Source organism: Pseudarthrobacter sp. TE9888 (assembly GCF_056279345.1).
This window is the reverse complement of record NZ_JBWBRD010000002.1, coordinates 665,481-678,034: the sequence shown is the minus strand read 5'-3', so window position 1 is coordinate 678,034 and position 12,554 is coordinate 665,481. Positions and strand designations below refer to the sequence as shown.

10 protein-coding genes are annotated in these 12,554 nt (G+C 68.4%); 7 read left to right on the top strand and 3 right to left on the bottom strand.

Annotated features, from left to right (window positions below):
* The first annotated feature begins 66 nt into the window (after nt 1-66).
* Nucleotides 67-786, top strand: a complete 720-nt coding sequence (locus ACZ9J7_RS03795; protein WP_476207143.1) for a FadR/GntR family transcriptional regulator — start codon at nt 67-69, stop codon at nt 784-786.
* Here ACZ9J7_RS03795 and ACZ9J7_RS03790 read toward each other — a convergent pair.
* Both ACZ9J7_RS03790 and ACZ9J7_RS03785 read right to left on the bottom strand, forming a co-directional pair.
* Entirely contained in the window at nt 783-3,281 is a 2,499-nt protein-coding gene (locus ACZ9J7_RS03790) for a beta-glucosidase (protein ID WP_476207141.1), read from the bottom strand. The two genes, ACZ9J7_RS03795 and ACZ9J7_RS03790, sit on opposite strands and share 4 nt — an antisense overlap.
* A complete protein-coding gene (locus tag ACZ9J7_RS03785) occupies nt 3,282-4,580 on the bottom strand; it encodes an MFS transporter (RefSeq protein ID WP_476207139.1) in 1,299 nt (432 codons plus the stop codon).
* 109 nt (nt 4,581-4,689) lie between these two features.
* Here ACZ9J7_RS03785 and ACZ9J7_RS03780 point away from each other — a divergent pair, with 109 nt between their 5' ends.
* On the top strand, nt 4,690-5,280 hold the full coding sequence (locus ACZ9J7_RS03780) for a TetR/AcrR family transcriptional regulator (RefSeq protein WP_476207137.1): 591 nt from the start codon (nt 4,690-4,692) through the stop codon (nt 5,278-5,280).
* Nucleotides 5,281-5,286: 6 nt separating this feature from the next.
* Here ACZ9J7_RS03780 and ACZ9J7_RS03775 read toward each other — a convergent pair whose 3' ends face one another.
* Nucleotides 5,287-6,321, bottom strand: coding sequence for a LacI family DNA-binding transcriptional regulator (locus ACZ9J7_RS03775; protein WP_476207136.1), 1,035 nt, complete (start codon nt 6,319-6,321; stop codon nt 5,287-5,289).
* A 346-nt stretch (nt 6,322-6,667) separates the two neighbouring features.
* Between ACZ9J7_RS03775 and ACZ9J7_RS03770 the strand changes: the two genes are divergently transcribed.
* The 5 genes from ACZ9J7_RS03770 to ACZ9J7_RS03750 are packed head-to-tail and all read left to right on the top strand — an operon-like array spanning nt 6,668 to nt 12,542.
* The gene (locus tag ACZ9J7_RS03770; RefSeq protein WP_476207135.1) at nt 6,668-8,080 is read left to right on the top strand and encodes a Gfo/Idh/MocA family protein; all 1,413 of its coding nucleotides are present in this window, start codon (nt 6,668-6,670) and stop codon (nt 8,078-8,080) included.
* 9 nt (nt 8,081-8,089) lie between these two features.
* Nucleotides 8,090-9,055 carry an NAD-dependent epimerase/dehydratase family protein gene (locus ACZ9J7_RS03765; protein ID WP_476207134.1) on the top strand — a complete coding sequence of 322 codons (966 nt, stop codon included), beginning with the start codon at nt 8,090-8,092 and terminating at the stop codon, nt 9,053-9,055.
* The gene (locus tag ACZ9J7_RS03760) at nt 9,052-9,957 is read left to right on the top strand and encodes a 5-dehydro-4-deoxyglucarate dehydratase (RefSeq protein WP_476207133.1); all 906 of its coding nucleotides are present in this window, start codon (nt 9,052-9,054) and stop codon (nt 9,955-9,957) included. Before ACZ9J7_RS03765 ends, ACZ9J7_RS03760 begins: the two co-directional genes overlap by 4 nt.
* Entirely contained in the window at nt 9,957-11,060 is a 1,104-nt protein-coding gene (locus tag ACZ9J7_RS03755) for a mandelate racemase/muconate lactonizing enzyme family protein (protein ID WP_476207132.1), read from the top strand. Before ACZ9J7_RS03760 ends, ACZ9J7_RS03755 begins: the two co-directional genes overlap by 1 nt.
* A gap of 30 nt (nt 11,061-11,090) precedes the next feature.
* Nucleotides 11,091-12,542 (top strand): aldehyde dehydrogenase (NADP(+)), encoded by a 1,452-nt coding sequence (locus ACZ9J7_RS03750; RefSeq protein WP_476207131.1) that lies wholly within the window; start codon nt 11,091-11,093, stop codon nt 12,540-12,542.
* Nucleotides 12,543-12,554: the final 12 nt, after the last annotated feature.

Here is a 12,554-nt window from a genome sequence, read left to right as displayed (position 1 = left end):
GGCTCCTCCTATGGTCCAACCACACTCTAGGGCATGTGGTTGGACCACATCAAGTACCATTGGCCTATGCGCACCCACCAGTTTGTCCTGCAATGGATCGAGGACAGGCTCTCAGCCGGCGACCTGGCCGTCGGCGGCCGGCTCCCGGCGGAGCGCACGCTGGCCGAACAGCTCCAGGTCTCCAGGACATCGGTACGCGAGGCCATTCGGATCCTCGAAGCCATGGGCGTTGTGCGGTCCGGCGTCGGTTCCGGTCCGGACGCCGGGACGGTAGTGATCTCAGACCCTGCCGCGGCCCTTGGTTCGGCCCTTCGGCTCCACGTGGCCACGCAGCACCTGCCGGTGGCAGACATCGTGGAAACCAGGGTCCTCCTGGAGTCCTGGGCTGCCGCCCAGGCGCGCCCGGATGCGCCGGAGCTGGAAGAGGCGGCCACGCTCCTCGCGGCAATGGATTCACCCGGGGGCCTGTCCGTGGATGACTTCCTGGCCCTCGATGTCCGGTTCCATTTGGCCTTGGCCAACGCAGCAGGCAATGCAGTGGTCAGCGCCATGATGGGATCGCTGCGCGAATCCATCCAGGGGTACGCGGCCGGCCTGACCGGAAACCTGCCGGACTGGAACGCCACAGCCTCGCGCCTGCGCACCGAGCACCATGCCATCCTGGCCGCGGTCAAGGAGGGCGAGGGCCGCCGGGCAGCCCAGCTGGTGGCTTCCCATATCGAGGGATTCTACAAAGAAGCGGGGCTGGGCAGGGATCACCCTGCCCAGCCCCGCCCCGCGGGCTAGCGGACCTCGATTTCCAGTTCCTGGAAGTCGTCCCCGGAGTGCCTGCCCACCAGGATCCGGAAAGTGCCGCGCTCAAACTGCCAGCCGCCGTCGTAATGCGCAAAGGAGCGTGCCGGAATCCGGACCTCCACGCTCTCGGTGCCGCCGGGCGCCAGGTGGGTTCCGGCGTAGCCGGCGAGCCAGCGGACCGGCCGGTCCACGGCGGATTCGGGACGGTCCAGGTAGACCTGCACCACTTCGCGGCCAGAGCGGCTGCCGGTGTTGCGGACGGGAACGTGGACGACCACGTCGGCGCCGGCCGGGACCGATTCCCGTGCGTGGGCGGCGTCGAACTCGAACGTGGTGTAGCCCAGGCCGTAGCCGAAGGGAAGGGCCGGTGCGGCACCGCCGGCGGCCTGCTGCTTGAGCCACGCGCGGTAGCCGACGTGGATGCCCTCGGAGTACACCACCTTGCCGTCCACCGGGGTGGTGTCCAGGACCGGGACGTCGGCCAGGGCCGCAGGCCAGGTGGTGGGAAGGCGGCCGCCAGGTTCCTCCGTGCCCAGCAGGATGTCGGCGATGGCACGGCCGAATTCCTGCCCACCGAACCAGCCGAGCAGGACAGCGCCCACCTTGTCCAGCCACGGCATGAGGACCGGCGAACCGGAGTTCACCACCACGACGGTGCGCGGGTTCACGGCCGCCACCGCTTCCACCAGTTCGTTCTGGCGGCCCGGGAGGTCCAGGTCCGTGCGGTCAAAGCCCTCTGATTCGATGGCGGCGCTGGTCCCCACCACTACTACCGCTACGTCGGCGGTCCGGGCGGCTTCCACCGCCGCGTCGATCTCGGCCTGGGGATCCTCCACTACGGTTTCCTCGCCCAGGAGGATGGCCGTGAAGGGGATTGCCTGGTCTGAGGGGAGGTCGTACACGGCCTCAATGCGCACCGCTTCCCCCGCGGCGGTGGTAACCGGGTGGACGGTCTTGGGCGGGTCGAACAGGGCCGCGCCGAGCACGTCGGTGTCGTCTTCAAGCTCGCCGTTGAACACCTCGTCACCGTTCAGGGACAGCCGGGTCCGGCCCACGGTGCCGATGCCCAGGTGGTGGATCCCGGCCACCGGCGCGGTCCATTCAGTTTCCATCCGGATGGCTGCCGCACCCTCGGGGATGCCGACGCCAAACCAGATCAGGTGCGAGGCCAGCCGGTCCTCACCCGAGATGACCGACCCGTCGCCGGCCAGGAAGGTCACCCGCAGGCCGGGCACGCCGGACACGGGGTTGTGCAGCGAGGTACGGGGGAAGGCCTGCAGGCCCTCCGCCACCTTGGCGCCGCGTGCATAACTGACCCGGACGCCTTCCGGCAGCGCCGCACGCAGGCCCTCAAGGGGTGAGATGTTCTGCTTGGGCATGACGGTGGCACTGCCGCCGCCCTGGGTGCGGGCCTCCTCCGCGTTGTGGCCGCTGACGGCGATGCTCGCCAGGGCCTGCGGATCCAGGGGCAGCAGGCCGTCCCTGTTGCGCACCAGGACGGCGCCACGCACTGCGACTTCACGGGCGACGGCGGCGGCATTCAGGGGGGCCGGCAGTTCCGAGACGGAGGGGGAGACGCCCTCGAGGGAGCCGACGCGGGCGGCGAGCCGCAGGATGCGGACCACCTTCCCGAGAATCGCGGACCTGCTCACGCGGCCATCGTTCACGGCGGCCAGCAGCTTGGGTCCCCAGTGGCCCACCGGCCCGGGCATCTCCAGGTCCTGGTTGGCGTTGGCGGCTTCCACCGATCGGACGCCGGTCCAGTCGGACACGACGACGCCGTCGAAGCCCCATTCGGTGGACAGCGGCGTCTTCAGTAGGTCGTTTTCGCTGGCGGTGGTGCCGTTGATGGAGTTGTAGGAGCTCATCACCAGCCACGCGCGGGCCTCGGTGACGGCGTCCTCGAAGGCGGCCAGGTAGAGCTCGCGCAGGGGGCGCTCATCCACCACCGAGTTGGACGTGAAACGCTCGGTTTCAGCCTCGTTGGCAAGGTAGTGCTTGGGGGTTGCCCCCACTCCCATGGACTGGACGCCCGCAACGTAGCCGGCGGCCATGGTGGCGGTCAGGCGGGGGTCCTCGCTCATGCACTCGAAGTGGCGGCCGCCCAGCGGGGACCTGTGCAGGTTGATGGTGGGGCCCAGGACTGCGTGGACGCCCTTGCGCCGGGCTTCCTGGCCCAGGACCTGGCCGTAGCGGCGGGCCGTCTCCACGCTCCAGGTGGCGGAGAGGGCAGACGACGACGGAAGCGAGACGGAGTCGTGCCGCTCATCGAAGTCTTCGCCCCGGACACCTGCCGGGCCGTCGGACATGACCACGCGGGAGAGGCCGATGGAGGGCAGGGAGTGGGTTGCCCAGACGTCGGCGCCGGTCAGCAGCTGGATCTGTTCTTCGAGGGTGAGGCTCTTGGCCAGGTCAAGGATGCGGGCTTCGGCATCCGGTGAACCGGCGGGGGGTGCCGTGACGGCGGGGGAGAGCGTGGGGTTCATTTACTTGACTCCTTTGATGCGGGTGACGAGGACGGCGCCGATGATGCCGACGACGGCGCCGCCGATGAAGAGGGCCGGGTAGCCGCCAAGGGTGATGACGGGGAACGCGATGGCCGGGACGAGGGACTGGGGGAGCGCCTGGGCGATATTGAAGACGCCGAAGGTCTTGGCGTTTTCACTTTGGCTTCCGGGCAGGAGGTCGGCGATGAGGGCCACATCGACCGCCCCGAAGCAGCCGAGGCCCAGGCCGGCGAGTGCCTGTCCCACCAGGACCTGGTCGGTGGTGCTGCTGGTGGCAATGACAATCAGGCCGGCCATCATGATGATGGCGGAGGCGATGACCATGGCTTTGCGTTTGCCGATCCGGTCGCTGAGCCAGCCGCCGGCGATGCTGGTGACAACGGTCCCGGCCGAGCTGACCAAGGTGGCCTGGAAGACCAGGGCCGGGACTGCGGTTTCTGCCACGTGCAGGTGGTCGGCGAAGAAGTAGGGCAGGTAAAGCAGTCCGGCGCAGTAGCCGACGTACACCAGGAACTTGGTGAACCAGGCCCAGCCGAGGCCGGGGTAGGTACGGGGGTTGAAGTAGAAGGAGCCCGCAATTTCCTTCAGGTTCAGCGGGGCCGGCTTTTCCGTCAGTACACGGTCCTTGAAGGTGAACGCGAAGATGAGCGTCACGGCGGTCCCTACGACGCCGGGGACCACCGCCATCTGGAAAGCATTGTCGAACAATTGGGCGAAGAATGCGGCGGCAACCAGCCCTATGGGCAGCGTCATTCCGATCAGGCCCGAGAGGCGGCCGCGTTCCGCGGGCGCCGTCTGGTCGGGGAGGGTCGCCACCAGGGGGGACAATGCAGCGTTGAAGCTGAGCTGGGCGATCACCCAGGCAACCAGCACGCCGGTCACGTTGGTGGCGGAGCCCAGGAGGATCAGCGACCCCAATCCAATCAGGGACCCGCCCACGATCCACGGCTTGCGCATGCCGAAGCGGGAGGTTGTGCGGTCGCTCAGCCGGCCGAAGAACGGATTGGCAACCAATGCGATGAGGGCCCCGACGCCGGCCACCAGGCTGAGTGCCCCGGCGCGCGTTTCGGGGGTGGTGATTTCAGAAACCTTGATGGCGAGCACCACCAGGGCCGGAGCCAGGACGGCCATCCAGAGCCCGGCGCTGGCGATCGGCATGCCGATGACGTAGGCGAGGGGTGTGCGGGCGGGCGTTCCGGCGGGAGCGGTTGAAACAGTGCTGGTCTGGGTTCCGGCAGGTGATCCTGCGGAATCCCCGGTGATGGTCGTGACGGCCACGGTGCCTCCTGACAAAAAGTGACCCTCCGTTGGGTCCTGCGAAAGATCGTACCGGTAAAAACCGAGTGTGACTAGGTTTTGTCGCTGAAGGGTGAAATACACTGGCCTGATGCCTTCATCAAAGCCGCGCGGCCAGTACGCCAAGGGAGCGGAACGCCGGGAACAGATCATCCAGACGGCCACTGACGTTTTTGCGACCGAAGGCTTTGAAGGCACCGCGCTCAAGCGCGTGGCGGAGCTGGTGGGCGTCCGGGAAGCCACCCTTTTCCATTACTTCCGGGGCAAGCAGGAACTCCTGACCGCTGTCCTTGCCGAGCGGGACCGGCGCAGCCTGTCGGCGATGGGGGCTGAAGAGGCAGGGCTGGCGCTGATGGTGCGTTCCGCGGAGCGGAACCGCCGTGAGCCCGGCCTGACCACCCTGTACGCGGTGGCCTCAGCCACGGCCAATGACCCGGCGCACGACTCGCACGCCTATTTCAAGGAGCGCTACGCCGAGGTGGTTGACGTTCTGGCGGCGGACATCGAACGCCGCCAGTCCGCGGGCCAGGCGCGCTCGGACCTGCCCGCGGCGGACCTGGCCCGCCTGGTGGTGGCGGTTTCCGACGGCCTGCAGCTGCAGTGGCTCTATGACAAGGAAGTGGACGTGGCCGACGGGCTGCGCGGGTTTATCGACGTGCTCCTGGCACCGCCGCCCGCGTAGGGAGCCTTAGCCGTGGACCGTGCTGCGGGGCGCCTTGGCGGGGCCCGTGCTGGCCCGGACTTCGAGCCGCGGCTGGTAGCGGCCGCCGGGGGTCCCGGTCGCCTCCTTGCGGATCAGCGCCCGGAGCTGCTGCCAGGCCTGCTCTCCCAGTTCGGTGATGGGGACCGCGCCGGTGGTGAGCGCCGGCGTCGTATATCTGGCAAAGGGAATGTCATCGAAGCCCGTTACCGAGATGTCGCCGGGGACGTCCAGGCCACGTTCATGGAGGCCGCTCATCAGGCCCATGGCCACAAGGTCGTTGAAGGCAAGGATTCCGGTGGCCCCGCTAGCCAGTACGGCATCCACTGCCTCGTGCCCGGTGTCGAAGTCCGAGCCACCGTCCAGCATGGTCACCTCCACCTCGGGGTGGGCGGCCTTGAACGTCTCCAGGCCCTTGAGCCGCAGGTCGTTGGAGGCGCTGTGGGGCGGCCCGGCGAGGAAGGCCAGGCGGGTGTGGCCCAGTTCCACCAGGTGCCCCGCGATGTCCTGGACGCCCTGGCCGTAGTCCACCACCAGGCTGGGCACGTCCGGGGCGGCTGTGGTGCGGTTGATCAGCACGAGCGGGTGGAGTGAGGGGACGATCTCCTCGAGCTCCGCATCGGTCATACGTGGAGCGCACAGGACCAGTCCGTCACAGCGCCTGCGGGCCTCGCCGGCCAGGATCGATTCCTCGCTGGACACTTCGAATGAATCGGCGATGAGCACCCGGTAGCCATCCTGCGCTGCCGCCCGGCTCAGGCCCCGGAGGATCGCCTGGAAGGTGGGGTTGGCGAGGTCCGGCACCACGATGCCGATAGTGTCCGTCTTTCCGAGGGCAAGGCTCCGGCCCACCGGGTTGGGCTGGTACTTGAGTTCCGCAGCCGCGGCCCGGACCCGGGCCGCGATGTCCGGATCCACTGTGAAGTTGCCGTTCATGACACGCGAAACGGTGGCATGGGAAACCCCCGCCTTGGCGGCGACGTCAGCGATGCCGATGCGGCCGCTTGCCGATTTCCTGGCCATGGGAACCCCTCTTCCTTGCCGCCCGGCCGGCGCCGCCGCGAACTGTTGCTGTCCGGTGGTGGCCCGGCCCTGCTGCGGGTGCTTTGAAAGAAAGCATATACGGGTCCGCGAAAACGATTTCCCCTGCCTTTCCCGGTGATTTTCCGGTGCGGGTCGCGAGGCGCAAGCTGCAGTCGCCGGAAAACGCTTTCTTCCAGTGCTGGAGTGATTGACTGATCCGCTGCCGTCTTGATACAACTTCTATAGAGATGCGAGAAAACGCTTTCTCGGGCGGGCTGCCTCAGCGCCACCCCGTCCCGCGGGGAGCGTTCAAAGGCCCGCGCATGAGCTTTCGAAAGGACCCCCCATGGCCAATACAGCCGAGACCACTCCGGCCGCCGCCCCATCCGCGCGTCGGCGCGATGGGCAAAAAGCCCGGATCGCCCTGATCGGCACCGGCGGACGCTCCGAGATGTACATCCGCGCCATCTATGGCAAGCACGCGGACACCGCCGAACTGGTGGCTTTTTCGGACGTGAACCCGGGGCGCGTGGAGTTCTACCAGAAGCTCATCCAGGAACTGGGCGCGCCGGGCCCCGTGGCTTCGTTCGATCCAGCCGAGCTCACCGCCTATATCGAGGCCAACGCCATCGACCGGGTCATCGTCACCACGCCCGATTACACCCATGCCGACTACATTGTGGAGGGGCTCCGGGCCGGTGCGGACGTCGTCGTCGAAAAGCCCCTGACCATTGACGCCGAAAGCTGCCGCCGCATTGTCCAGGCCGTCCACGAGACCGGACGGAACGTGGTGGTCACCTTCAATTACCGCTACTCGCCGCGCAACAGCGCCCTCAAGGAGATCATCCAGAGCGGCGTGATCGGCAAGGTCACCTCCGTCGACTTCAGCTGGGTCCTGGACACCGTGCACGGCGCCGACTACTTCCGCCGGTGGCACCGGGAGAAGAAAAACTCCGGTGGGCTGCTCATCCACAAGGCCTCCCACCACTTCGACCTGGTCAACTGGTGGATCGACGACGTCCCTGAGCGGGTCTTTGCCTCCGGCGGCCTGAAGTTCTATGGCGACAGGAACGCCGCAGAGCGCGGCCTTGGACCCCGCCCCGAACGCGGAACGCCCGACGCCGGCGCCCCCGTGGGCGGCAGGGATCCCTTCGCCCTGGACCTGAGGGAGGACGAACGGCTCAAGGCCCTCTTCCTCGATAACGAACACTACGACGGCTACCGCCGCGACCAGGACGTCTTCACCGCAGGAATCACCATCGAGGACAACCTGGCGCTGGTGGTGGAGTACCAGGGCGGCCCGCGCCTGAGCTATTCGCTGAACGCCCACAGCCCCTGGGAGGGTTACCGGGTGGCGGTCAACGGCACCGAGGGCCGGGCGGAGCTGGAGGTGGTGGAACGCGCCGCCGTCCTGCACAGCACCGACCAGAAGACCGTGGTGGACCCGAGTGCCACCCCGGTGGAGGAGGAAGACGCGGTGCGCCGCAACGGCGAGCGGCTGGTGGTCCAGCGCCACTGGGAGGCTGCCTACGAGGTGCCGATCGTCAACGGTGAAGGCGGCCACGGCGGCGGTGACGAACTCCTGCTCTCGGACCTCTTCAACGGGCCCGGCGAGGACCCGCTGGGCCGTCCCTCCGGCTACCTGGACGGGCTGCGCTCGGTGTCCGTGGGCATTGCCGGCAACCGGTCCCTGGAAACGTCCGTGCCCGTGCGCGTCGAGGACCTGGACCTCGGCGCCGACCTTCGCCGCGGCAAGTAGGGGAGCACCATGAGCAGGATCCTTGTCACCGGCGGCTCCGGCCGCCTGGGCCGGAGCGTGGTGGCGGGCCTAGCCGAAGCGGGCCACCACGTCACCTCCGTGGACCGCGAAGCCGTGCCCGCAGGACTGCTGCCGCCCGGCGTCGTCCAGGAAACCGCCGACCTCCTGGCCCCGGGCGAGGCACTGCGTCTCTTCCGGGACGCCAAGCCCGACGCCGTCATCCACCTTGCGGCGATCGCGGTGCCGTTCAGTGCGCCCGAAGACGTGATTTTCGCCACGAATACCCGGCTCGCCTTCGCCGTGATCAGCGCGGCGACGGAGGTGGGGGTGCCGAAGATTGTCACGGCCAGCAGCCCCACGGTCCTCGGCTACGGCTGCCCGGCGGGCTGGCTGCCGCCGTCGTTCCCGCTTGATGAACGGACCCCGCCGAAGCCCTGGAACGCCTACGCGCTGTCCAAGCTCATCGCGGAGCAGACCATGCAGATGTTCGCCGCCGCGCAGGGGGAGAAGATCCGGTACGCCGCGTTCCGTCCCTGCTTCGTCATCTCCCCGGAAGAATGGAAAGGCGCCCCCACGCAGCAGGGCCACACCCTCGCCGAACGCCTCGCCGACCCCGCCCTCTCCGCACCCGCGCTGTTCAACTACGTTGATGCGCGGGACGTCGCGGACTTCCTGGACCTGCTGCTCCAAAAGATGGACGCCATTCCCAACGGGGAAACCTTCTTCGTTGGCGCCGCCGACGCCCTCGCAACGGCCCCGCTCGCGGAGCTGATGCCAAGGTACCTGCCAGGCAGCGAAGCGCTCAGCGCGGGCCTCACCGGCACCAGCCCCGCCTTTTCCATCGCGAAAGCCCAGGAACTCCTGGGCTGGCAACCCAGGCGCAGCTGGCGCACTGAACTCACGTCCCACCATCCCCTCAACGACGAGGCTTCCGCGCTGGTTGAGGCCAGCAGCGGCGGCAAGGAGACACCATGAAATTCGACGGCGTACTGTTCTTTCCCGTCACCCCGTTCACGGCCGAAGGCGCCGTTGACGTGGAACTGCTCAAGGAGCACATCAGCTCCCGGCTGCCCTTTGGTCCCGGCGGCGTCTTTCCTGCCTGCGGCACCGGCGAATTCCACGCCCTCAGCATCGACGAGGTCCGCACCGTGGTAGCGGCCGCCGTCGAGGTTGTGGCCGGGAAGGTTCCCGTCGTGGCGGGTGCCGGCGGACCTTTGGGACACGCCCTTGCGGCCGCCCGTGCAGCTGAAGAGGCCGGCGCCGACGCCCTCCTGGTGCTCCCGCCCTACCTGGTCACCGGCCCCACCGACGGCCTGGTGGCCTACATCGAGGCGGTCGCCAACGCCAGCAGCCTGCCCGTCATTGTGTACCACCGCGGCAACGCAAAGTTCACCGCCGCTGCCATGGCCAAGCTGGCCGCGAACCCCAAGGTCATAGGCTTCAAGGACGGCCTGGGCGACGTTGGCCTGGCCCAGGAAATCGTCACTGCCGTCAAGGCAACGGGCCGGACCGACTTCGCCTTCTTCAACGGGCTCCTCACGGCTGAACTGACGCAGGGCGCCTACCGCGGCCTGGGCATCCCGCTGTACTCCTCCGCGGCGTTCGCCATGGCACCGGAAATCGCAAAGGCCTACTACGACGCCTACGCATCGGGGGACGAGGACCGCCGCAACGCCCTGCTCGAAGGGTTCTACGCGCCCCTGGTCCGCCTGCGCGACCAGACTCCGGGGTTCGGGGTGTCCCTGATCAAGGCCGGCCTGCGGCTGGGTGGACTGCCGGTCGGTTCGGTACGGCCGCCGCTGGTGGATCCCACGGAGGACCAGCTGGTGGAGCTCAAGGCCATCCTCGCCAGGGGCTACGAGCTGGCCGGGCACTGATGAGCGCCCCGGCGGCCGCGGCCACACGAAGCACCCCTCGCATCACCGGCCTGTCCACCCGGCTCCTTACCGTGCCGCTGCGCCGGCACTGGGGCGCGGAGGCGCCGGAGAACCACGTGATCGTCACTGAGCTTCACACGGACGACGGCGGTGCGGGGCACGGTTTCTCCTGGACGCCCACCATCGGCCCGCAGGCGGTCAAGGCGCTGCTGGACTACGACATCGCTCCGTTTGTCAGCGGCCTGCCGTCGAACCCCGAGACTGTCTGGGACGCCCTGTGGAAACGGCTGCATGAAGCGGGCGGGGGCGGCCTCACCACCATTGCGATGGCCGGCGTGGACCTTGCGCTGTGGGACCTGCAGGCGCGCGGCGCTGGGACGTCCGTCACCGGCCTCCTGGGCCAGCGGCAGGATTCGGCTGAGGTCTACGGCTCCGGGGTGAACCTGCACTACACCCTGGACGAGCTCGTCGCACAGACCGAACGCTGGGTCGCTGCCGGGCACCGCGCGGTCAAAATCAAGGTGGGCAAGCCGGACCTGCGCGAGGACGCCGAACGCGTGGCAGCAGTACGGTCAGTCCTGGGACCGGACCGCAGGCTCATGATCGACTCCAACCAGCGCTGGGACCTGCCCACCACCCTGCGCGCGCTGGAAGTCCTGGGTGAATTCGGGCTGGACTGGCTGGAGGAACCCCTCCGCGCGGACGATCTGTGGGCCTACCGCAGGCTGCGCAAGCATTCCCCGGTCCCCATCGCCCTCGGCGAAAACCTGCACACCATCTACAGGTTCCGCGATTTCATCGAGGCAGAGGCGGTGGACATTATTCAGCCGAACATTATCCGGGTGGGTGGGATCACCCCGTTCCGGCGGATCGTGGAGTTCGCCCGTACCCACAGCATCAAGGTCATGCCGCACCTGCTGCCGGAACTCTCCGGCCAACTGGCACTGACCCTGGCGGAGGCCACCCTGGTGGAGGACGTCGAGGAGGCGTCGTTCGGGCAGCTGGGGATCCTGGACGGACCCGCGCCCGTGCGGTTCAGCAACAGCCGCGTGACCCTCACGGACCAGCCCGGACTGGGGTTCCGCTTCCGGGACGCTTTGTAGCCAAGAATTCCAAAAGAACAGGTACCTGACGTGACAACAGCAACGCTTTCCCTGCCCGGACTCACCACCGCCGCCACGGCGGCAGCCCGGCTCTCCGCCGCCGCTTCTGATGTTGAGCGTGCGGGATGGCTTCACGCGGTGGCCGACGCGCTGGACGCCAACGCCGCCGAACTGGTGGAGATCGCCGACGCCGAAACCAGCCTGGGCGTTCCCCGCCTGACGGGGGAAGTGGCACGCACCACCGGCCAGCTTCGGCTGTTTGCGGGCGTCATCACCGAGGGCTCCTACCTCGAAGCGATCATCGACCACGCGGACCCCTCTGCCACCCCGCCCAAGCCGGACCTGCGCCGCATCCTGCGGCCCATCGGCCCCGTCGCGGTGTTCTCAGCCTCGAACTTCCCCTTTGCCTTCTCCGTGGCCGGGGGCGACACCGCCTCGGCGCTCGCCGTCGGCTGTTCCGTGATCGTCAAGGCGCACTCGGGCCACCTCCGCCTTTCGGAACGGACCGCCGCCATCGTCGCGGAGGCACTCCACGGGGCGGGCGCACCGGAAGGCCTGTTCGCACTGGTCAGCGGCCGCGACGTGGGCACGGCACTGGTGCAGGATCCCGCCATCAAAGCCGTGGGCTTCACCGGGTCCATTCCCGGCGGCCGTGCCCTGTTCGACCTCGCCACGTCCCGTCCGGACCCCATCCCGTTCTACGGCGAGCTGGGCAGCCTGAACCCCGTGGTCATCACGGCGGCCGCGCTGCGTGAGCGCTCCGCGGAACTCGCCACGGGGCTGGCCGGGTCCTTCACCCTTGGTGCCGGCCAGTTCTGCACCAAGCCTGGCCTGGTGTTCATCCCCGCCGGAACATCCTTCGCGGCCGACGTGGCCGAGGCCAGCAAGGACAAGCCCGCCCATGCCATGCTGACCGGGAGGATCGCGGAGGCGTACCCGGACGGGCTGCGGAGCTTTGCTTCCGTGGACGGGGTGGACGTGGTGGGCGGCACCGTGGACCAGGACGCAACCGCCAACGGTGCGGCCCCGGTGGTTTTCGCCACCACCGCGGCCAAGGTGCTGGACGATCCGGAACAGTTGCTCGAAGAGTGCTTCGGCCCCACCACCATCCTCATCGAGTACGCGGACCAGGACGAGCTGTCCGCAGTGCTGGCCACGGTTCCGGGGAGCCTGACGGCCACCCTCCATGCCCAGCCCGGCGAGGACATTGCCGGCCTGGTGGAGCAGCTGTCCGGGCTCGCCGGACGGGTCCTGTTCGAAGGCTGGCCCACGGGTGTCGCCGTGAACTGGGCCCAGCAGCACGGCGGTCCCTACCCGGCCACCACGTCGCTGTTCACCTCGGTGGGCGCGACGGCGGTCCGCAGGTTCCAGCGCCCCGTGGCCTACCAGGACGCCCCCGAATCCGTCCTGCACCCGGCACTGCATGACGGCAACCCGCTGCGCATTCCCCGCCGCGTGGACGGTGAACTGCAGCTGCCGTAACCGGCCAAGAAG